Source organism: Nostoc punctiforme PCC 73102, assembly GCF_000020025.1.
Classification (GTDB): domain Bacteria; phylum Cyanobacteriota; class Cyanobacteriia; order Cyanobacteriales; family Nostocaceae; genus Nostoc; species Nostoc punctiforme.
In genome coordinates, this window is record NC_010628.1 from 3017976 (window position 1) to 3042381 (window position 24406).

Genomic DNA, 24406 nt, shown 5'->3' on the forward strand with positions numbered 1-24406 from the left:
GGAAACGAATCCTATAAGCGAGGCTATTATTTGCGTAAGTCCTGCTCTACTAAGTAAGTTGGTAGAAATAAGCCTATTTATGTTACAAAACATAAATAGGCTTAAAGTCCTTACTAATGACCAATGACCAATGACCAATGACAAATAACAGCCCTTGCCAATTAGCTTTAATTGCGCCAATCTACTTAAGCAATATTCAAATTAACTCGCACAATAACATCGTTAAAATCTTTGTCACCACCACTTGCTAAATCCTCAAAGCCAAAGATGTTATTCCCTAACAAGCGAATGTGATCCACTTTGTCAGTGTTAGCTCCCAAAAATGGGAAGTAAACGGCGGGATCGTTATTTGAATTGCTATCAAGTAAAGCATCAGGTCTACCATTAGCAATAATAAATGGTGCAAAAATCGAACCAGGCTGGAAAGTTCCTGTATAAGTAGTCGTACCTTGGTTGTTAACTGTCAGATCAATACCTGCAACACGACCACGAACTGCTGCTTCACTATAACCAGTTTGTCCGATCAAAATATCTGCTTTGCCATCTCCATTAGTATCAATGCCACCATTTTCATCAGTTACCTGATAGAAGCCGATGAAATTATTGAAAGCTGCTTCGCTGTTAACAACAAAATCAGCTTTTACCTGTTGCCTTACACCTCTCAAATCAATCAGTTCGCCTTGTGGCTGGCTTTGCAAATTTGTGCCTAAAGGTAAGGTTTCATTTGTAGATTGAATCTTCACTACCAAATCTTTAAAGTCAGTAGTGCTAGTACCGAATCCATCCTTCCAATCTAGGGAAAACCCATCAGTGCCCAAGTCTGTAATCTTTTGCGTTGAAGCATCAGCAAATAACATATCTGCAATAGAAGTGGCTCCAGTTCGCACAGAATCAGTACTACTATTTTTTACTAAATAGAATCTCAATTGATCGCCGGAATTCAATTTCAGTAAACTTGTAAGATTGTTGGCATCAAATCCGTTAGGGGCGTTGGCAATAGTAGAGAAAATGATCTTAGCTCGTTCTAAAGCTGCTTGGGCGTAACCTGTTGTACCTGGTTTAATACCGTTAATGTTGCCACTAGCATCGTCAACAATAAATACTCCCAATTCATTGAGGGAATTGGAATTGTGCCCTGTGAGAGTAACTTTCAGTCTTGCTTGGTCACTATCACCTTTGATGGTAAAGATATTATTGTCAACATTATCCGTTAATAGGCTTTCATTCCCAACATTCCTTGTTAACAGAAGGTCATTATCAGTAATGCTCACATTGATAGAGCCTGCAATACCATTATATTTAGCATCGCTGCTGCTGACTGTATTCTGGATGCTGTCGCCGTGATTGCCTTCTACAATTGCATCATCTATTGCAACTACCGTCACATTTTGCGCTATATTCCAGTTGCGTGAGGTGAAGGTGAGAGTTCTGGAACTGGTTCTAATTTGCCTGCCGTTATTGATAGTAATAATGACATCAGCAGTTGGCTGGGTAGTAAGTACCACAGAGTAACTGTCAGTTGCACCACCTTCAGTGACATTAGTACTTCCATCAGTCTGGGTAATAATCGCACCTGCATCAACAATAGTTCCCTTGGCTGTACTATTAGGGTTGATGATTGCCCCATTTGTAGGTTTGCTTAAACCGACAGTGAAAGTTTCATTTCCTTCAAACAAGGAATCTGAAATTGTTTCAACTGTAAAGGTTTTTTGAGTTTCTCCTGGTTTAAAGGTGATAGTTTCAGTCTTAGCTTTAAAATCACGTTCACTAGCTGTATCTCTTGTACCAATAGATGTGGCGAGAGTAATACTTTGGTCAATTTGAGCATCCCCTGTACGAGTGATGGTGAAAGTAATAGGATTTCCTTCTGTTGCTGAGGCTGAAGAAATTGCAAATACAGGTGCTGGCTCATCGTTGTCTCTAATAGCAACCTTCAGGTCAGAAACTGGCAGTTCATTATAAGCAGAGTCACTACTATTGACCTTGAAAGAGATAATACCTGTGTGATTTCCTTCAACAAGAGTATCGTCCACTGCTTTGACAGTAACAGTCTGCGCGATTAAGGCATTTCCAGGTGTAAAGGTCAAAGTTGTTGGATTGTTTACCCCTTGGCCTAAATCAAGCTGTTTATCTGGAGTCAGAGTAACAGTAACGTTATCTTTCGGAATGGTCTTCAGCACGAATGTAAAGGTATCTGTTGTGCCTCCTTCTACAACAACCAAATCTTTACCAGTGTCAACCCTCACACTACCGGGAAGATTATTAGGATCAACCGTCCCCAAAGTAGCAGCCTTCAAGAAGATAGCAGAGTCTAGCAAACCATCGCGGACATCTTTAACATTGAGGATCAAGCTATTTTTGGCATTGGTTATAGTCGGGCCAGCGAAAGTTAGAACTTTGGTATAACCATCAAGTCTAGTTTGTTCAGTGGCTGGGCCTGTCCCAGAGGGGTTGTAGATAAAGTCTGGGTGATAACCAAAGGGAGTGGGAGCCAAGTTGTTAATCGTGACTGCTTCATCGTCACTTAATAAAGCTAAATCCAAACCGTTTAACTTCAGGCTGAACAGGTCATTAAAGTCACTACCGCCAAATTCCACAAACTCCTCTGAGGCAAAAGCAAACTGGAAGTAAATCAGTGGTGCAGTGTCATCAGCTACAAAGTCGATTTGCATGGAGATGTTGTCATCGGCTGCCCCTGGTGTACCAAAATCTGTGCTGAGATCGTTCAGTCCAGCGAAAGAGCGATTGGAGACAGAAATATCACCTGCTGCTACCTCTCCATTGTCGCCAACTTCTCCCAGGTAAAGATATAGAGGTTGTCCTGAAGCTATAGATGATTTGAGGTCAAATCCTACCTTCCCACTGTCACCCAAGCTGACAAATCCTGTTGCAGTGGGGCCAATGGTACTGTTAGCATCAAAACTTGTCAGTTTTGCGATCGCATTGTTGATATATCCATTGGTAGTCCCAAACAGATTTGGATTGGTTGGATCTGTTGGTGGACGTTGCTCTCCTGGAATAAAGGTCGTTCCTGCCAGACTAAAATCAAATACATCTAAGCCAACTAAGCTGGCAGCATCTGCTGCTGAATTTACAAGGGTGTGACTAAGTTTAATTGCATCTAGGTCAAAACCAGTAAATCTGCCATTGCTTCCTCCTAGAACACCACCATCACCAATAGTTAAGGAACTCAAATCAAATCCCAAATTGGAGAGGTCAGCCACATAAACAGCCGTCTCAGCAGGGGAACCACCCGTTACTCCAGGCAGCTTCGTCAACTGGATTGGAACACTAGTACCAGGTGAAAAGTCACCGTCAGCTGTATTGCCACCAGCTAAATCTTTGACTTTGCCTGTACTTAAAACTATCCCAGAACCTAAGCCAAAGGGGTCATTTTGGAACGTACCAAAAGCTCTAGCGTCTCCAGTTAGCTTGACATTGAAGTTAGAAAGTCCAGTGGTTATACCTGTAAGAGTGTCTAGTAACCCAAAACCGTTACCGTTATTTTGAGTAACAGTAAAGGCTGGTACAAGCGCTTCCGCTATGTTTAGGTTTAGGGTATTCGCTGTGATGTTATCCGTTAGAGACTCGATAGCGTTAGTTTCTACAGGTAGAGTCTTCAAACTCATAACGCTATTAGCCGAAACAGTAGCAGTACTACTATCGACGTACCTGACGTAACTAGCATTCAGGTCAAATTTAGAAAATCCTTGGACAAAACCGATTAATTCATCCGTGCTAGTTCTAGAGCCGCGTAGGAAAATCTGTGTACCAGTGCGTATCTCTTTGAGAATGTAATCTCCAGACTTACCATGCAGTTGAATGATGTCGCCTTCATCGGGATTAAAATCGGTAATCTGTCCCTGGTTATTAAACCCAGATGTTAGAGGATTTTCATCATCGTAGTAAACCTCCCTTGCATCCCCTAGCCAGAATTCATCTTTCCCTGTGCCACCTGTCAAGCTATCAATTTCGTTACCAGAGCCAGGAGAGACTCCTAATTTTACCCCAATTAAGATGTCATTGTTGGCACTACCGAATAAAGAATCACTGCCTTTATTACCAATCAGGCTGTCATCTCCATCATTGCCGATGAGGGTGTCTGCTCCATTACCACCCACAAGTTGATCGGCTTTACTCGTGCCGATGACGTTCAACCGTTCAATATTACTAAAAGTCACCCGATCTAGTAGGGTGTTGCCACTGCTAGTTATATTGCGGTAAATCTCGCCGCCATTAGTGCCATTAAAGAAAGACTGGATGCCTGAACCAACATCCCTAACAGAGTAATCGACAATTAACAGGTCATCATCACCACTACTACTGCCACCATCTACTGTATCAAGGCCCAGACCAGAATTAATAGTGTCATTGCCACCGCCTGTATTGAAGTTGTTATCTAATTTGCCCAGTTGAGTCAGTAGGTCTTTGCCAAAACCTGTTTTAATATCTCGGAAAGCTTCAAATTGGGTAATGACACTGCCATCTGATAGGGTTAATAGTTGATTGGGATTCTCTTCTCCAGGATTGAGGCTAACTAGGGTAATATTATCTGCTTTACCTGAGAGATCGATTGAGAGCGTATCAATTCCCGCGCCGCCGTTCAAAACAATGAAACTATTGCCAGGCGTGCCAGAAAACGCTAAACTTGCGTCGTTTTGATCCTTAACAAAATCATTGCCATCATCTGCCAAAATTACGTTGTTACCTCGACCGCCAGCGATGATGTCATTCCCCGCACCGCCCAAAATTACATCGTCATCAGCACCCCCAAAGATTTGATCCGCTTTGCTAGTGCCTGTAACTTTCAAGCGTTCGATATTTTTGAAAGTAACCGCATCTTGAACGGGAGGATTAGTACCGGAACCTCTAGAAAATGAGTTAGTGGGGTTAGCAAAATTACTGAAGCCGCCTATAACACCAGTGCCGAAATCATTACGGGAATAATCAATGATTAAGCGATCGCTTCCACTACCCCCATCAACAACATCAGTACCAAAGTTACTCAGACCAGGATTGATGTCATTATTACCAGCATCTCCAGTTAAAATATCGGCAAAATCAGACCCCAGTAAGTTCTCAACGGTAGATGAAATAATAGTCTGAGCGAATGTATCTCCTTGACCATGACCACCCGTATTTACTGCACCAGGTAGCAGACTGACATTTACCCCTCCTGGCGATTCACTATAGTCAGCCCAGTCAATACTTGTTCCACCATCCAAAAAGTCAGCACCTACACCGCCAATTAAAGTATCGTTACCATCATTGCCTTTTAGGGTATCACTACCACCTTCTCCTCGGAGAATGTTACTACCAATATCACCTTCTAAGGTATCGGCAAAGTTGGAGCCTTGCAGATTTTCTATGGAGTTGATGCTTAAAGGCTCATCATCTTTATTTCGCAAAGAGAGCAATTTATCACCAGAAGCACCACCATCGGTATTACCATCTTCTTCTACTAGATGTACCTCAACTCCCTGGGTGGCACGAATATAAGAAACCCAGTCATTACCAGTACCGCCGTCTAAAGTATCATCTCCAGGGCCAGCAATGAGAATATCATCCCCATTCAAACCCGACACATGACCGTCTTGATCGCCAGCGACGAGAATATCGTTATAGATTGAACCTTGAAGATTTTCAACATTAAAGATTTTGTCACCATTGGCTTCACCTCCAAACCCTCGATTTTTAGGCAAGCTACTCAAAACTTTATCTATGGGGGAAACAAAAGCCACATTACTGTTAGAGATATTGACGTAGACTCCTGCCATCGATGCGATGTAGGTGATTGTATCTTCATCATCTCCTCCATCAATATAGTCGGCTCCAGCTCCACTCAGTAACACGTCGTCACCCTCAAGACTAATTAATGTATCGTTACCTTGGTCGCCTACTAGGACGTTATCATCATCTGAGCCTGTGATGGAGTCGTTTTTGCTTGACCCAACAATATTTTGAATATGAATCAGGATATCTTGTGTACCGTAGCCATCATTACTAGCTTTGCCTTGAGTAAGGTTGACCACAATCCCATTAGGTGCATCGCTGTAATCAGCTGTATTTTTGTCTTGTGTATCAAGTAAGCCAACTTCTCCACCATCGAGGGTATCGTTACCAGCACCACCTAAGAGGAAGTCATCACCCTCACCAGTCGTAATGTTGTCATCTCCTGCGCCACCTGTAACTTGACCATTGGCTTCTACATCGTTAATGAAAGTGATGGTATCATTCCCTTCGCCAGCACTGACAATGACCAATTTGACTTTTGCATACTGCTTCGGCTGCGGGTCTAAACCTTGTACCTCAACTATCTCGTCACTACTACCATCATCATTCACACTGCCGGATATGTGTTCAACAATGATGATGTCATTATTATCTGTACCTGTGCGGTCAACAATCCCAGCCCCTGCTAACTGCTTGGCTATAGGTGAATCGGGATCGGGTTCCTTATCAATAACGTTATAATGTTCCGATTCTTCACCCGCGCAAGGATTACCACCGAAGTCTTCCGCAGTAAAGCTAACCAACTTAATGGTCGCTAGATTCAGGCGTTTACTAAAGCTGAAGAAGCCAAAATCTAGAGTTATTTGGCCAAAGATAATTGCGTCTAACTCACCACTAGGACTAAACAGACAAAACGGATTACCGCCACTGTCAATAACGTTAGCGATATCACTGCTACGAATTTTGTAATCGTTGTCAGAATTACCCAAGTCAAAGAACACAGTCAGACCAATCCCACCACCCAAGGCTGCTTTTATAAACTCCAGGTCTAAAGCAGCTGCGGCATCCAACTCACCACCCAATGTTAGGTTGTGATCGCGATCGCCATCACCATCTTTATCGCTGATTGGTCTACCTGCAAAAAAGCCGTTGAGTAGCTTACTAGCATCAGCAAAGCCTCCCTTGCGGAAGTCAATTAAACCTTGAGTGTCATAACCTACAGAGATTGCTGCACCCGCGCTCACACCACCACTTATTTGTAATCCCAAAGGACCAAAGATAGGAATAGTTGGAGGTGTAAAGGTGTATTTAAAGGCTAATGTGGGTGAATCGTAGCGGAATAAATCTACCTGTTGACCCAGCAAAATCTGAAAGACAGAACTGGGGTCAGCCAAGATCGGAAATAGCTGCTTGATACTGTTTGTATCTTCATCAGCCAGAGATTGCAAACTTTGAGCAGCTAAGGCTGGATTATTGTCAACAAACTGTGCTGATTCTTTAAATACAGAGGAATCTTGAATGTTAGTAACGAGGTCGATGAGTGCATTAATAAAGGGTGTAACATCTCCATTCCCAGAGGAGGATACCTGATTTAGAGGGTCTGTAAATTTAGTAATATTGGGTGTAACTTTGCTGTTGTCACTCACATCATCCGTGCGGACATCTGTACCAGTGAGGTCAAAGTCTCCTAAATCTAAAAACAGGCTATCTGCACTTGTAGGAAAACTGTCAATAACATTGACAATTTTGACTGCAATTTTGACAAATTCAAAAGTTTCAGGGTCAATCGTGCCGGAACCAAACAGCCCACTGTTGACAACCTTCTCAGCAATATCTAACAAGGAAGCCCTAATTACTGGCAATGGAGTTGTTAGGGTATTGATAATGGGTTTGAAGGGGTTGGTGATTGTTTGCAAGTCTGTAAATACTGACTTGAAAAACCCACTAACCAAGGAACCAAAATTCAGTTTTGCATCGGTAAACTTGACAATTGGTGCTGGAACGCTGGGGTTATCACTATTAAACTGCAAATCTAGTAAGTCAAAATTGGCTGTAATACTAGGCAGTGGTCCATTAAGCGATTCACCAGTGTTGGGGTCGCTGATACCTGTATCTATAAATAACTTCAGGTCTGCATCAACAGTAAGTGCGTCAGCGTCAATGTCTATGGTGTCGAGATTATTGAAGCGGATTTTACCTTGAGCATCACCGCCTTTGAGGTCAGCTGCAAAATCGGCCGTCAGCGCACTTCCCTGGTCGGTAGCCTCAATGTGAAGAAACCCTAAAGTCCCATCAAGAGTAAGAGGGTTGTTACTCCCATCAACTAATTTGCCTTGAAAATGAGCTTGAAATTCCTTAGCAACTGAGGTGTCCAAAAAGATAGCATTTTGGTCATTGCTGAAATTGTCTACCCCAAAACCTACACCCAAACTAATATCTAAATCAGCACTCAATCCACCACTAATATCTAAACCTAAATTGGGTAGACCGAGATTTTGATCTAGGGAAATATTAGGGTGAGCAACTGTACCAATGTTGAATTTGAAGGCAATGCTGCTATTATCTTGGATGACTTGAATATCATTAATAGTAACTACACTATCTGGATCGTCAGAATCTAACAGTAAATTCGTGCTACTTAAAGCGTTAAATAGTGCTTGCTGAATGGCTGCAACGGTATTTTCTTGACCTTTGCCCAACTCAGTCACAACTTTATTTTTAACATCATCAATAAAATTATTGATACTGCCTTTCAGGTCTAGTTTATTGCCTATCAGTGGCAAGCCACTAGTAGAGGGAATATTGTTATTGATGATAGACTTAATTTGGTCAAATAGAGCATCTACTTTAGCAGGTAAAAATTGCAGGTTGCTGGCGGGATCTATATCTGCTTCTGCCGCTAATGTTTTACCATTGACTTTAATACTAATAGCATCATTGGCTTGCTGGAATTGTTGTAATTCTTGCTCAGTGACAGCACGCCCTTGTACTAATTTGGCAAAGATTTTGCCTTCGTCACCTTGAGTATCAATTTTATTAATTTTGGCATCAATAAAGTGACCAATTTCTTCTAGCAAAACATCTTTAAATAAACTAGGATTATTGGCTTTTTCGGCGACAAAATCTGCTGATATATAGATTGTATTAGTAGTTTGGGCAAAAGCAGCTCTTGCTCCCCCCAAGTCACTGGCTGAGAGAATTTTTATGGTGGGGAATTGAGAAAAGTTACCTGCTGCCCATTGATGATGTAATGCTTCTAGTTTTTGGGTGTTGAAGTTGTTACCAAAAGCTACTGTAGTTGCTTGGCGAAATCCAGTATTGGAGGCAAAGTCCTTTAGAGTCGGGAAAATTAATGATGCTAACGTATCGTCGATCGCGTTATTTGATAAGCCTATTTGTGCAAGATTACCAGCAGAAGAACTATGAATAGAAATGTATTTAGGTTTGGTCATTAATAATTATCCTGTTGTAAGTTCAATATCTTCGCTATTTAACGAAAGGTTAAAACCGATTTTAATGGGATGAATGCGACCTAAGCCTTGAGCTGGTAGAAAATCTTAGGCAATAAAACAAACTCAGGTTTTGAAGAAGCATTTTTATAGTTTCGTGGGTATATAGGAAACCCCTCATGTGGGCTTTAAATAATATTATGGAAGTTTAAGCACGGTTGGTAGTAGTTTCTGACTTGCTCATAGACCAAATTGAAGTCATTCCCAAACTGAATTATATGGAACGGAACTATAGTTATCAGGTTGCTTTTCTTTGAAATTACTATGTTCAAAGGATAAGCAAATTCTTTGTGGAGGAGTTGAATTTTATAAATGTCAGTTTAAACATCCCTATTAATACTGTTATTGCACAGGTAAAGGTTTGGAAAGTAACCGTTAACAACACGCTCTAGGAGCAATTCATCTATACACAAAGCAACTACTCTACGAGTTATCCGTTGGATAACTCGTAGGGTATTGCCCTTAAATGAAAATCAGGGTTTTGGCTATTGTTTGCGTAAGTCCTGTAGCAGATAAACCAGACTAATTTTACCCGTCAATAATCGGATAAAAACAAGCTATACCTACAGAGGTTACACCTACACTAAAAACTATTTAAAGTAAATTTTATAGGTATTCCTTACAGTCAACACTGTATTATCACATATTTACTGGGCAGGCCAACCGCATTATCACTTAGGGCAACAAATTGTTTAATGCATAACAGCAGTCTGTATTGTTTAACATCACTTCAGAGATGTTCTTAAGCATTTATACCCCTATTTTGGGGAGCATCCCACTTTGGCAGAAAGTGGCTAAGGTTTAGTGGGATAGGTTCATAGGAGTTTGCTAAATCCGATGTGATAGTTTCGCCAAAGTTGAACGGAGTTGTCGTGCCTGATCTAAAAGTATACTCATTTCCCAGCAGCGTATCCCGTATGGCTTCAATTTTAAATTCTGCTTTCCCAATCTGTTCATAATGCTTTAATCACATGAAAATAGTTTTATATTGATTTTCCAGACTCAGAATGCTCTAATGTGTCCAATTTTTGTTTTGATGCTCCTGGGCAATCTCACAATATTCACTAGCTAACTGCTCTAATGTAATTGCTATGTGGATGTCTAAGTCAGGAGGGTAAATTCCTTTTTAGAAATCACTTTATATACGTTCGCTCTCGCCTAAACCCCCAGTTACAAAAAAACTTGTGCCAAATTGGCGTGACACATACAACTAAAATTTGGTATAGATTTTAGTAGTTCAATCTAGTAATAGCAATAGTTACATTTCGTTAGGTACAACGTAATTGTTACTAACTTTAAGTATTAGGTTACACAAATTCTAATACCGCTCAATTACCAATGTGATGTTATTATGGGTAAATTTTAGATATGATATTCACTCTTTGTATAAAGATAGCAACAGATAGCAACGCCACTAATTTACAAAACAATCAATCACAAGTAAGCTGTAGTCTTATATACAATAAGATGTTAGTTTATATATCCGGTTTTTCAGGACATAACTTGTCTAAATTTATCAAGGCAAATTATAACAATTAAACAATTGCTGAAGATAACTCAAGCATAAATACAAACTAGTGCAAAGATAGTAGTTGCACCATCCAACCAAATTCTGTAGTTAAAGGATGTTTGAAAAGTTTGCGGTTGAGTAAAAAAAGCTCTCAGGGCATAAGCTGTAAATAAGTAGATACGGCACTATTGAGAGCTATGAGTAAAGCATATTCCAGTAACCTGAGCAAAGGTCAGTAAGAATGTGTATGAGCATTTTTTTGATTATTAGCTATGTCCATTTCTAGATAAGGCAACTCTAATATGGATGTAAAAATCACAAATTAGGAAATTAGGAATTGATTTAAAAATTAAATTTTTGTTCATTTATAAGTTATCAAATGGACAAAACACTTACCTATGTCAATTCTGTAGAAATGATTATTTAACAAGACGTTACAGGCATACAAACATGTTTTCCAAGTTAGTTGACGATATTAAATATTCTCTGAAAAAATAGTATTTATGTACAAAACGGATGATTCTGTAGCTTGCTTAGGAGGTCTTTTGAAGTATGAAACTCTAACTTAGAATCTTTCAAAAATTTAGTGCCAATTTATTAACAAAGCTGCTAGAGCTAAAAAATACGCACTTGTTAATTTTTGATATCATTATTTTTTCAATCACTCCTTTATTAGCGCTGCTTATCCGTTTAGATGGCTATCTCGAGGTTCAAGCAGACATATCACAACTAGGAATCGCAACTCTATTATTTTTATTAGTAAAACTAATTGTATTTTGGAGTTTCGGTTTTTATAGGCGCTACTGGCGCTATGCCAGTGTTGAGGAACTGACATATATAGCCATGTTGATGGTAGGTGCAATAGTCATCCAAAGCATGACATTTAATCTTCTTAATCACATATTGCCTTTTGTAACAGATAACCTGCCGCGATCGCTGCCATTTATTGATGGATTATTGTCGTGTATTTTCATAGGAATGCTACGTTTCAGTTTTCGAGTTGTAGAAAGGTTTATCCAACGTCAAGGAGTATTTAATCCACGAGAGCGGGTGCTGATTATTGGTGCTGGTAGTGCCGGAGTTTCCCTTGTGCAAGATATGCAAAGCAAACCTAAACTAGGCTTTCATGCTGTTGCCTTCATTGACGACGATCCACGGAAATTAAATGTCCAAATTCGTGGTATTCCAGTCGTAGGCGATCGCCACCAAATTCCTGATACTTTGAAATCTCTCCAAATCCACAAAGTTATCATCGCTATGCCTACGGTTGCTGGCCATGTTATTCGAGAAATCGTAGATATTTGCAAAGCAACTGGAATACAAACTAGTACTTTACCTGGAATATATGAAATCCTCAACGATCGTGTGCGGGTAGATAGCATTCGAGATGTCAGGATTGAGGATTTGCTCAGGCGAGAACCCATACAGACTGATGTTGAGCAAGTGCATAAATTTATTAAAGGTAAGACAGTACTGATTACAGGTGCAGGAGGATCAATTGGTAGTGAACTTTGCCGTCAAATTTTCAAATGTCATCCTGCGGAAATGATACTTATGGGACACGGAGAGAATTCTATATTTAATATCCAACAAGAGTTAGAAAAACTGATCCAAATACTCAAAAATGATGGGAAAGTACAGCGATACACCCCTCGTATTTATACTTTCATTGGCGATATTCGTTATAGCGTTCGCCTAAAACAAGCTTTTGAACAATTTCAACCTAACGTGATTTTTCATGCGGCTGCTCATAAGCACGTTCCTCTGATGGAATTAAATTCATCAGAAGCAATCACTAACAATGTGCTTGGAACAAAAAACTTATTGGATATGGCGCTGCAATACAATGTTCAAAACTTCGTGATGATTTCCACAGATAAAGCTGTTAATCCCACTAGTGTCATGGGTGCTAGTAAAAGAGTTGCCGAAATGCTAGTGCTGCAAGCTGCAAAAGAAAGCGGTAAACCTTATGTTGTTGTGCGCTTTGGCAATGTTTTGGGTAGTCGTGGTAGTGTAGTTCCCACTTTTAAAAAACAAATTGCTTCAGGTGGACCAGTCACCGTTACCCATCCCGATATCTGTCGTTATTTCATGACCATCCCGGAAGCAGTGCAACTTGTTTTACAGGCTGCGGTATTGAGTCGTGGTGGTGAAGTATTAATGCTGAATATGGGCGAACCTGTAAAAATTGTTGACTTGGCGAAGGAATTAATTCGCCTTTCGGGATACGAGGTAAATAAAGATATTGACATCTTATTTACAGGCTTAAGACCTGGGGAAAAGTTATTTGAAGAACTGTTTATTGAGGGAGAAGAGTACGAACCAACTCAACATGAGAAATTGATAGTAGTGAAAAATGGCAGTCGGATTGTTTCAGAAAATCTCACCGTGACTGTAGAAGAATTGTGTACCGCAGCAAGCAAAAGTGATCTTAAATACATCATGTTATTACTGGAACAACTGGTGTCAGGATACAAACCTAATTACTTAGAAGATAATAAACGAATAAATAGTTTAAAGAATAGTGCTGTAATCACATATTCAAATAAAAACAAACTCGCGAAAATGGAATCGGGAGGGGCTAAATAAAATAGAGTGTTTGGACTCTAAGTCGATGGTTAATTCATCAAATAACTCTACATTTAATTTAGGTAATCAACATGAAAACGATCTATGGCTCTCACGGCTTATTACAAAAAATAATCCGATATACCCAGGATGATGAGTATTTGTATGGCAAGCAAGTGCGAGCATTTGAAATCACCGATTTGACAACAACGACTTATGAAGAAAAAGCGGTTAAACATAATCCAATTATCAACGCAAATGGTTATGAATGGAATAAAAACGGAATGTATAATATCGCTCCTCACAAGCTTGATAGCGGCAAATGGATAGCTTGTGTAGGTGGTTATCAAATCATTGTTGTGTTTGGTATAAAACTGCAAAATTGGATGAGGTTAATGACTAAAGCAGATGCAACAACATAAGCCTCTAACACTGCGCGGCAACTTTTCTTGGACTTTCGCCGGTAATTTAGTTTATGCAGCTTGCCAGTGGGGAATGTTGGTGATACTGGCTAAACTTGGCAGTCCAGAGATGGTAGGACAGTTTACCTTGGGGCTGGCGATCACAGCACCTATAATCATGTTTACAAATCTTCAGTTGCGAATTGTCCAAGCAACAGATGCCAGAAAACAGTATTCTTTTAGCGATTACCTGGGGCTGAGACTAATCTCGACAGCTTTAGCACTTGCGATCGTTACGGTTATTAGTTTGTTAGGCGGCTTTCGATGGGAAACATCCCTAGTTATCTTCTTGATGGGCTTGGCAAAGGCATTCGAGTCTATTAGCGACATATTTCATGGACTGATTCAGCAGTACGAACGCATGGATCGGATTGCAACATCGTTGATGATTAAAGGCCCTCTATCACTGCTACTACTGGGCATTGGAGTATATATGTCTGGCCATATTCTCTGGGGAGTGGTGGGGTTGGTCTTTGCTTGGGCAGTGGTGTTGGTCGCTTGGGACATTCGCAGTGGTATCTTAATACTATACAGGTCACAATTGCAACCGCGTTGGCATCGAAAAACCCTAGTAAAGCTGGTATGGCTCTGTTTGCCTTTGGGGTTTGTGATGATGCTAATTTCACTCAATACCAATATTCCCCGTTACTTTATTGAACGATATTTAGGTGAGCGGGAATTGGGGATTTTTGCAGCCATTGCCTACCTGATGGTGGCAGGAAACATCGTAGTAAATGCCCTAGGAGAGTCAAGCATTTCTAGACTAGCTAAGTATTACGCGGCTAAAGATGCTATTGCTTTCCATACACTCCTACTCAAGCTGGTAGGAATCGCTGCTTTATTGGGCGGAACAGGTGTTTTGATGGCTGTTGTAGCTGGACATCAGATCCTGACTCTTCTGTATCAACCTGAATATGCCGAGCAAACAAATTTGTTTATCTGGTTGATGGTTGCAGCTGGAATTAACTATGTATCGTCCTTCCTGAGCTATGGAATGACGGCATGTCAGTACTTTCGCATCCAAATGCCTTTGTTTGCGATTGTAGTAACTATCTCAACCATAGCCTGTCTATGGCTGCTACCCAGTTTGGGATTGCTAGGAGTAGCGATCGCACTAGTTATTGCAACTATTGTTCAAACAATTTTTAGTTTAGGAGTTATCTTCTATGCACTACACAAACTCTAGAGATATCCAGAAGGCAAATGAGCATTCTATACATATCCTCCATGTTGTTGGAGAGATGAACATGGCTGGAATCGAAACCTGGCTAATGTACATTTTGCGACATATCGATCGCGATCGCTTCCAGATGGATTTTCTGGTTAACACAGCCCAGCCCGGCGCTTACGATGAAGAAATCCGTGCCCTTGGTAGCAAGGTTATTCTATGTTCTCATCCGTTACGATCCTGGTTGCACGCTCCTAATTTCAAACGTATCTTGCACGAGTACACAGCAGGACTACATTGTGTGTTCTCAAACTCATAATATTGGTACAAATTAATGTCAAATACGATCGTTAAAAAAACATTAAATCAGGATTTTTGGAATAACGTAATTCTTTTACCTATTGACTTAATTTTGATTTTTTGTTCGACATTTCCTGGAGAAAATAAAACGGTGTATGAAATTCCTTTATTTTTTGTTTTTTGGACAATAGTTTTTGTCCTGAGAAGAAACTTTATTTTAAGCCCAGCAGAAATTTCTGCTCAAATATTCATTTTTTTCGCTCTCTTACCTATTTTTATTCAATTTTATCAATACAATTTTGACTATTATTTTGGCGCTATATCAGGAATTCTATATGTTAATATTCTTGTTTTTGGCACTCATGTAATCGAGCGATTGCTCAGTAATAGTCCAGGTTGTAAGATAGTTCGATGGCTGCCTGCCATTACACTAATTTTTCTTGGAGTATTATCTCAACAGTTTTCTGGAAACGAGCCAAGGCAATCCTTTATATTTGGGCCCAATATTTACTACAGAATTATTGGAACTATTTTCTTGCTAAATCTCGTATTGGTTCATGAAAATTACTCTAGCAAAAAAGAAAAAATTTCAATACTTAGCTTAATCACTACGATATTTTGTTTAGTTATTGCATTGTCTCTAATGGTTAAAACAGGTTCTAGAGGTGCAACAATAGTAGGAATTTTTATGACATTATCTTTTCTTTACACAGTACTATATATCAGATTGAATTGGCTAAAGTTTGCTAGTATAGCTATAACATTTGCTCCTTTTTTACTCGCTATAAATTCAAGTTTTTCTAAATCTATTATTGATTCTAGAGTATTTTGGTTTTATGACCGTGGTGCCTCCTCTAGTTCTATTGCAGTCAGGGAAGGATATTGGCAAAATTTGACATCTTTTTTTATAAAAGATAATTTTTTATTCGGAGAAGGAAGCCAATATATATATTCCTATCCTCACAATATTTATCTAGATATGCTATATAATGGCGGCTTTTTACCCTGTGTTATTCTTATAGGATTTACTGCAATGTATGGAATACTTTTATGGAAAGGGAAATTAAATAGAAACTGGAAAATTATAACTATAATTTGTTCACCAATTTATATAGGTTCTCTATTTTCTGGAACATTATATGACAACTATTCAATTATAAGCCTAATATTTGCACTGCCAAATTTGATACACAACAAAGTTCCTACTATATCTACAAAAAATCAAAGGGTTTGATAAAAATTCAAATCTATAGTTTGAATAGGAGAGAATCACTTTTATGCATGAATTTGATGAATATCAAATACGGTCAACTGTTATCCTATATGTTGCGCCAATTACGCACAATCGAATTACTGGGTTAACACCTGCCGTAACGCCATTAGTGAATGCCCTGCAAAATTTAGGAGTGCAAACTGGACTTTTGACTACTTCTACACTAGGGCGCTACGAAAATCCTGAGCTATATCCAGTTGTTTATATAAATGATTTACCTCTTTATCCAAGTTTAGCTTCAATGCCAGAACCATTGAATAAACCCGATCTGATTGTTTTCCAAAGTACCTATGTTTTGAAGCATATTCCACTCGTATATGAGGCTTTGCAACGCAAGATTCCCTATATAATTACACCTCAAGGTGGGATGACACAGAGAGCGCAGCAGCAAAAACAACTGAAGAAAAAGGTAGGTAACTTTTTATTTTTTAACTGGATGGTACGAAATTCTGCTGCTTTGCATTGCTTAAATGAACAAGAAGCTATAGATGTGAAAAAAACCTGGAGTCATCCTGTATTTATAGTTGGAAATGGAGTCAATATGCCGCAACCTAAACTATTGGCATACCCAGGGAGCAAACCAGGGTTAAAATTTGTCTTTTTAGGAAGACTCGATATCAACCATAAAGGATTGGACCTTCTATTAGAAGCTTGTGCGCTATTACAAGAAAAATTGAGAAAATCAACAGTTCAGATACTTTTATATGGATCTAATATAGCTGGAAGTAAGATAAAACTTGAGAAGATGATAAATAAATATCAACTTCAAGATATTGTTCATCTCAACGATCCAGTTTTGGGAGATGCAAAGCAAGAAGTTTTCCAAAGCGCAGATTTGTTTATACATACCTCTCGCTTTGAAGGACATCCAATAGCAGTATTAGAGGCTTTATCTTATGGAATACCTTGTCTACTCACACCTGGAACTAATATGGCAAGTGAAGTGGAGGCGGCTGGGGCTGGATGGTCTGTGGAAGCTACTCCAGTAGCGATCGCTAAACGGATGCAAGATATTTTAGCCGCGCGATTAGAATTCCCAAAAAGAGGACAGGCGGCACGAAATTTAGTAGAAGAAAAATATTCCTGGAACCAGATTGGCAAGCAGTCACTTCGAGAATATTTCAATCTATTACATGCAAATTAAAAAAATATAGATGTAATTGTTAATTCAAATAATTCTCTAGAGGTTCAACGTTGATGGATACTCGCACATTAATTTATTTACATCAATATTTTTCGATTCCTACAGTTTCTGGAGGCACAAGATCCTGGGAGTTTTCGACTCGTCTTGTCCAAGATAAATGGCAAGTTTGTATGTTTTGCGGTGACTCGGAAATTCATGGAATTCCCGCCGTTAATATCCTGAAATTGTTCAACACCAAAAATGTTAGTTTTAAATTAAATGTTATTCCTTTGAAGTACAGTAATTACATGAGCTTCTCGCGGAGAATTTTTGCATTTTTGAGTTTTGCTGTTCGGTCTTCTTTACAAGTCCTGCGAGAAGAAAAAGCTGACCTCACTTTTGCTACTAGTACACCGCTTACTATTGCAATACCAGCTTTGTTGCGAAAATGGTTGCATGGCACTCCTTATATTTTTGAAGTCAGAGATCTCTGGCCAGAAATGCCAATAGCTATGAAAGCTGTACGCTCACCATTAGCTATATTTTTGGCTCGGCAATTAGAACTGATAGCTTATCAAAATGCTTCTCATATTGTGGCACTTTCTCCTGGTATGAAAGAAGGCATCGTCAAACAGGGTATATCTCCTGAGAAAGTAGAAGTGATTCCTAATGCTTGCGATAATGCACGTTTTAACATTTCAGAAACAATTGGATTAGAGTTTCTCCGCCAGCATCCCGAATTATCTGGCGGGCCTTTGATTGTTTACACCGGTACATTCGGGCATATAAATGGAGTCAACTATTTGGCTTATTTAGCAAGTCACATGAGAAATATCATACCTGAGGCTAAATTTCTGGTGGTTGGTTCAGGTGTCTGCGAAAGTGAAGTCAGAGAAGCTAGTTGTCAATTAGGGATTTTGGAAAAAAACTTCTGGATGTGGCCACCTATTCCCAAAGCTGAAATGCCAGCACTTCTTTCTGCATGTACCGTTGCCACCTCCTTGTTTAAGCCAATTCCTGAGATGGAGCATAATTCAGCTAATAAATTCTTTGATGCCCTAGCAGCAGGTCGCCCAGTCGTAATTAACTATGGCGGTTGGCAGAAAGAAATTCTCGAACAATCTGGTGCTGGTATTAGCATTTCTAGCAACGATCCAAAAGTTGCTGCAATTCAACTTGCAAAATTTTTAAATAGCTCTGAGTGCTTGCAAAGCGCTCAGGCTGCTGCAAGAAAACTTGCAGACACAGTGTTTGATCGAGATATTTTGTACAAGAAATTAGCAAATGTTTTTCAGAAGGTTTTAAATGAAACGCATTCTGACATTTAAAAAGTGGAAACATTGGTCGAAAATAAAATTCTTGCATTGTGCTGAAAAGCTACTAGCAGCCGTTGGAATTATTATTGCGTCCGTCGTCTTTACGGCAACAAATACAGAAGTTTTTGCAGAAGATATATACCCTCAAAGCAAGGAATTTCCGCTAGGTCTATACTCTATACACGAAGCACAAGATATGGAGAGAGTGCGGCAATTCGGATGGAAAATCGCCCAGACATATCATTTTACCCCCTCTTTTCTTGAAACTGTAGCTAAGGGTAAGATGCTTGCTCTTGCCAGCCTGCCAGGTGAATCTGAGCCGATACCAGAGGTGGAAGCGGCAAACAAGATTACCGCTCTTGCTAAGAGCGATCGAGTAGCGTGGTGGGAATTTCCTGAAGAACGGCGCTATTGGAGAGATGGAGAAATGGCGATAGTTACCAATTATGCGAGTTGGACACGCAAATATGACCCAAAAAAGCGACCAAATTATATGTACATCCCCGGTCACTATGATGCTACAAGTGTCCAGCAGTATGTACCTTATTTGGATATCATTCCCTCCAGCATTTACACAAACTATATAGGGGTGCCACATGCATGGGTGCGGTGGCGCATGGAAACCACACTAAAGGGGATCGAGTTAGCACAAGCCACGATAGGCCCTGATTATCTGAATGGAGAAAAAACTCCTGTAGCAATTTTGGAACTCTTTCACGAATCTGGCAATGCGATCGCAACAACCGAAGGGGCATATCACGACTTTTGGCAGTCTATCGTATCTGGTGCTAGGGGAATTCTGATTTTTTCTTATTGGCACAAGCGCGACCATCCCAATCTGGAAAGTGTTTTGCAAACATATCATAAGGCTGCTGGAGAGATTGTAGGGCCAGAGCAATTGGGCTCGGCTATCTTGTATGGCACGAGGCTAGATAATGTGAGCTTTAAGATTGTCGCTGGCCCAGCAAGGACAGAGGAGTTTTACACCTATGGCATGGAGCAGTCACTCAGCTTTCCCTCTATTAATTTGCTGACAATTGTTTGGAATCAATTTACTTACATTATTGCCGTCAACTCAGCAAATGAACCTGTTTCTGTTAGTTTTACTGGTCTTTCTAATACATCTACCGAAGCAACTGTTCTATTTGAAAACAAGACAGTTCTGCTTAACGATGGAGTATTAAATGCCGAATTTCAACCTCTTGGTGTACATGTCTTCAAAATTTCTAGCAGCAAAGTCTTGAAAAGAAAAAACCAAAGTATCTACGCTTATTTTCCTCGATAAAACTGATAGATATTGATTCCTGATTTTTATCTTTACAACAATGAAAATTACAGCTATGAACAGCAAATATTTACAAAAACATTTTTTTAGAAAAAACAGCAGATTAATCAAGTCTATATTAGATAGATTTGTAGCAGCAATCGCCCTTTTAGCTCTTTCTCCGGTGATATTGATAATTGCGATCGCTATTTATTTCCGCATGGGTTATCCAGTTATTTTTATCCAACCCCGTCCCGGTAAAAATGCTCGTATTTTCAATTTTTACAAGTTCCGCACTATGACTGATGAATGCGATGCCAAAGGCAATCTTCTCCCTGATGAGAAACGCCTCACGCCTTTTGGTGAATTTCTTCGTCAAACCAGTTTGGACGAACTCCCACAACTTTGGAACGTCCTCAAGGGTGACATGAGTTTGGTGGGCCCTCGTCCTTTACTGGTGCAGTATCTTGACCGTTACAGCCTCGAACAAGCACGTCGCCATAATGTCAAACCGGGTATCACAGGTTGGGCGCAAATCAATGGTCGCCGATTATTAGATGGATGTTGGGAAGAGAAATTCAGATTAGATATTTGGTACATTGACAATTGGAATCTATGGTTGGACTTGAAAATTCTGGTTTTAACTCTGTTCAAAGTTTTGAAAAAAGAGAATATTAGCCAAGAAGGCTACGCTACAGGTGAAGAATTTCAAGGTAGTACTAGAGAAGTATGAAATATTATTGTACAAACTCTCAATAAATAAGGCAGAAGACGGAGAAAAGTCTGAGTGAGGTTTTTCAAAGCTCGCGAACTCGCTAACGCTTCCTAACTTCGTCAAGACAAGAGATTGGCTTCACAATAGCCAAAGAAATCTCTTGTAATAAATCCTATTATTTCAGGTAAATGTTTATGAAAAAAGAATGGGAATTAGGTTCTGAATTTGATTGGTCAAATGAGTTTTTAATGGCATCTAAAACTAACAATTTTCTACCTAAGATATATGAACTTTTTTCCACTGGTACAGCTTGTCTGATTTCTCTCAACAATCTATTAAATCAGAATCAAGGGCGTCAGCTACGACTGCATTTACCATCTTTTTCATGCATGGATTTTGCAACAAAACTCAAAAAATATTTTGAGATATGTTGGTATCGAGATTTGCCAACTCAAGAATCCCCAGATTTTAACTCCCTCAATACTTTCCCAGGTGATTTAGTTTTAGCAGTTAACTTATTTGGGGTTAGACAAAGAAAATGTTGGCAAGATTGGCTATCTAAACATAATGAGATTATCTTAATTGAAGACCATAGCCACGACCCTTTTTCTTCTTGGGCACAGCAAAGTAATGCTCACTATGCTATAGCTTCTCTACGTAAAACTCTGCCAATCCCAAATGGAGGTATTATCTGGTCACCCCAAAATATTAAGTTGCCAAAAGCTTCTTCAGAATCACCAGCTAGTTGTAAAAAACTGACTGCTATGCTGTTAAAACGAGCTTATATTAGTGGTGCAAATATCTCGAAAGATATCTATCGGCGACTAGAGATTGAAAGTGAGGAAGAGCTTGATTGCGAAACTAATTATGCAGCTTCAACTTTCACTTCTAATATTTTAAACTGCCTGAATATTGGAGAATTTAGGCGAAAAAGGGAAAGAAATGTCAAACAATTTTTAGCTTGGATATCAATTACAAACCATCCTAATTGGACACCCATTTTTACCTCTTGGCCCGATGGTTCTGTGCCATTCAACAGTATAATCGTCTGTAAAGATCCAGAAAATCGAGAAGCTTTACGTAACTACTTAATAAGTCAAAATATATTTCCACCGATTCATTGGCCGCAAACGCCAGAAAATTCATCTAATGATCCTTTAGCAATAGATTTGTCAAAACGCATTTTAACAATACCAACTGATCAACGTTACTCTTTAGATGATATTAGTCGTGTGGCAGCGAAATTTCGAGAATTTTTTCAACAATATGACAATCTTGCTATCTCTATGATTGGAGGATGAAAAGTAATTCAAAATTCAAGAATTTATTGTTGTTCGCACAATTTTTTGAAGTTTTGAAAGTAAGCAGGATATATTACATGAAAACTTTTACTTACAAATTCTCACAAGATCAGCTAGCTCTTTTACCCACAGAGTCAGATATTGCTTTTTATGAAGAACACGGCTGGTTTATTAGCAAAAAAGTTATACCTGATGAGATTATAGATGAAGCGATCGCAGGTAGTGAAAATTTTTATCGCGGAGAGCGAGACGCAACACTTCCCTATAGTACTGGTTACAGCGACTGGAAGCCTGGAGATGGAGACGCTGTACGCAATAATCAACATGTTTCTTATCGGAAAAAAGAACTACGCAAGCTCGTTCTTCAACCAATTGTTGGGGCGATCGCTGCGAAACTAGCTAGAACTACAGAAATTCGATTATTTGAAGATACGCTAGTCTATAAGGCACCCATCACGATTAGCGATCGAGGAGGCGTAGTTGGCTGGCATACCGATTACTCTTATTCTTCTAACTGCACCTCTAAAAAAATGCTTTCCGCTTGGATACCTTTCCAAGATATTGATGAAAATAAAGCACCACTCGTTGTTCTTGATGGTAGCCATAAGTGGTCAGATACCGAACATCTGCGTTGCTTCAATAACCAGAATCTCAAAGAGATAGAAGAGAAATTTACCCAAAAAGGACGAGAGATTGTTGAAGTACCTATCATTCTGAAGAAAGGTCAAGTTAGCTTTCACCACTGTTGTACTATTCACGGTAGCTATCCCAATTGCAGCAATTCAGTACGCTTGGCATTTGCTTTATATTTACAGGACTATGCCAATCGCCATCAACCTTTTTGGAATAACAAAGAACAAATTCACCACTTTCTTGACAGTATGTGTCGCAAACTGCCTAATGGTAATCCAGATTATAGCGATCCAGCAATATTTCCTATTTTGTGGTCAGCAGAAGATAGATATTAAATAGTCAAATGTAGCAAAATAAATAGGGATAATCACATGAATTTACAAGTACAAATAATTGAATTGACCAACGATTTGTGGTTAAAAACCTTGCAAGAAATCCGTCATGATTTTTACCATTTGCCTGAGTATACTTATTTAGAGGCTAAAAGAACTGATACTATCCCCGAGGCTATATTAATAACTGAAGGTGAAAAAAAGTTTTTTGTACCTTATTTGCTCAGGAAATGTAATGACATCCTCTTTGAAGGACTACAATCAGCAGATATTTTTGATGTTGTTTCCCCCTATGGCTATCCGGGGATCTTGCTTAGTGAAGCAGCTATTAACACACCAGGATTTCTAGATGCTGCTCTAGATATGATGAAGCAGGAATTTCACTCTAGAGGGATATGCTCTGCTTTCTTTCGTTTGCATCCAATTCTGAATGAGAGTTTCACTAAAGTCTCTCAAACGGAAAATTTTAAACTTACAGGGGAAACAGTCTCAGTTGATTTGAGACTTTCTAACTTGTGGACTCACACGAGAAAGGGTCATCGTAGCACAATTAACAAGTGTAAGCGCCTCGGAATGATTGCAAGGATGGTTCCATTCCAAGATTATTTGGACGAATTTGTTGCAATCTATGAAGAAACCATGAAACGTGTCAATGCAACGACAGGATACTACTCTTTTAATTCCGAATATTTTACTCAAATGAATGATTTGTTAGGTGTTAGTCTTCATCTATGCATTGTTGAACACGAACATCAGATAGCTTGTGTTGGTTTATATACAGAATGTTGTGGAATTGTGCAAAGCACACTTGGGGGAACAAGAAATCAGTTTGTTCATTTATCACCGGGTAGTTTAGAAACCGACTATGCAAGATATTGGGCACAGAAACGCGGTAATGAATTTTTGCACTTGGGGGGTGGAGTTGGTAGTTCAACTGAGGATAGTTTATATATTTTCAAAGCGGGTTTCTCTCAACTAACTCACAAGTTTTTAACATTACGCTTAATAATTGATGAGGAAAAATATTATAAATTGGTGAACTTAAAAGCGAAAGTTATAGGTAAAACAGCATCAGAATTATTGGAATCAGACTTTTTTCCTGCTTATCGTTCACATTGAATGACCACGCTCGGGAAATTATGCTTTTCATCTCTCATATTGGTTAAGCAATTAAGCTTGATAATGCTTCTAGTATTTAAG

Annotated in this window: 13 protein-coding genes; 12 read left to right on the plus strand and 1 reads right to left on the minus strand. The window is 39.3% G+C overall.

Annotated elements, in window-relative coordinates; all coding sequences use genetic code 11:
- Positions 1 to 185: 185 nt before the first annotated feature.
- Positions 186 to 9185, minus strand: coding sequence for a choice-of-anchor L domain-containing protein (locus NPUN_RS12240; protein ID WP_012408994.1), 9000 nt, complete (start codon positions 9183 to 9185; stop codon positions 186 to 188).
- 2197 nt (positions 9186 to 11382) lie between these two features.
- On the opposite strand from NPUN_RS12240, the gene NPUN_RS12245 reads away from it, so the two are divergent.
- From NPUN_RS12245 to NPUN_RS12300, 12 genes are all read left to right on the plus strand, one after another.
- Positions 11383 to 13341, plus strand: coding sequence for a polysaccharide biosynthesis protein (locus NPUN_RS12245; protein ID WP_012408995.1), 1959 nt, complete (start codon positions 11383 to 11385; stop codon positions 13339 to 13341).
- 71 nt (positions 13342 to 13412) lie between these two features.
- Complete coding sequence (locus tag NPUN_RS12250) at positions 13413 to 13742, plus strand: glucosamine inositolphosphorylceramide transferase family protein (RefSeq protein WP_012408996.1); 330 nt, start codon at positions 13413 to 13415, stop codon at positions 13740 to 13742.
- Positions 13729 to 14967, plus strand: coding sequence for a lipopolysaccharide biosynthesis protein (locus tag NPUN_RS12255; RefSeq protein WP_012408997.1), 1239 nt, complete (start codon positions 13729 to 13731; stop codon positions 14965 to 14967). Before NPUN_RS12250 ends, NPUN_RS12255 begins: the two co-directional genes overlap by 14 nt.
- The gene (locus tag NPUN_RS12260) at positions 14948 to 15268 is read left to right on the plus strand and encodes a glycosyltransferase family protein (protein ID WP_041565352.1); all 321 of its coding nucleotides are present in this window, start codon (positions 14948 to 14950) and stop codon (positions 15266 to 15268) included. The genes NPUN_RS12255 and NPUN_RS12260 overlap by 20 nt, the downstream gene beginning before the upstream one ends.
- A 15-nt stretch (positions 15269 to 15283) precedes the next feature.
- Positions 15284 to 16483, plus strand: coding sequence for an O-antigen ligase family protein (locus tag NPUN_RS12265; RefSeq protein ID WP_012408998.1), 1200 nt, complete (start codon positions 15284 to 15286; stop codon positions 16481 to 16483).
- A 43-nt stretch (positions 16484 to 16526) separates the two neighbouring features.
- Entirely contained in the window at positions 16527 to 17666 is a 1140-nt protein-coding gene (locus NPUN_RS12270) for a glycosyltransferase (RefSeq protein ID WP_012408999.1), read from the plus strand.
- 53 nt (positions 17667 to 17719) lie between these two features.
- Positions 17720 to 18973, plus strand: coding sequence for a glycosyltransferase family 4 protein (locus NPUN_RS12275; RefSeq protein ID WP_012409000.1), 1254 nt, complete (start codon positions 17720 to 17722; stop codon positions 18971 to 18973).
- Positions 18951 to 20246 (plus strand): hypothetical protein, encoded by a 1296-nt coding sequence (locus tag NPUN_RS12280; protein ID WP_012409001.1) that lies wholly within the window; start codon positions 18951 to 18953, stop codon positions 20244 to 20246. The genes NPUN_RS12275 and NPUN_RS12280 overlap by 23 nt, the downstream gene beginning before the upstream one ends.
- Before the next feature lie 55 nt (positions 20247 to 20301).
- The gene (locus NPUN_RS12285; protein WP_041566115.1) at positions 20302 to 20958 is read left to right on the plus strand and encodes a sugar transferase; all 657 of its coding nucleotides are present in this window, start codon (positions 20302 to 20304) and stop codon (positions 20956 to 20958) included.
- A 170-nt stretch (positions 20959 to 21128) separates the two neighbouring features.
- Positions 21129 to 22241, plus strand: coding sequence for an aspartate aminotransferase family protein (locus tag NPUN_RS12290; protein ID WP_234711096.1), 1113 nt, complete (start codon positions 21129 to 21131; stop codon positions 22239 to 22241).
- A gap of 77 nt (positions 22242 to 22318) precedes the next feature.
- Positions 22319 to 23209, plus strand: coding sequence for a phytanoyl-CoA dioxygenase family protein (locus NPUN_RS12295; protein ID WP_012409004.1), 891 nt, complete (start codon positions 22319 to 22321; stop codon positions 23207 to 23209).
- A gap of 36 nt (positions 23210 to 23245) precedes the next feature.
- On the plus strand, positions 23246 to 24325 hold the full coding sequence (locus NPUN_RS12300) for a hypothetical protein (protein ID WP_012409005.1): 1080 nt from the start codon (positions 23246 to 23248) through the stop codon (positions 24323 to 24325).
- The last annotated feature ends 81 nt before the right edge of the window (positions 24326 to 24406 follow it).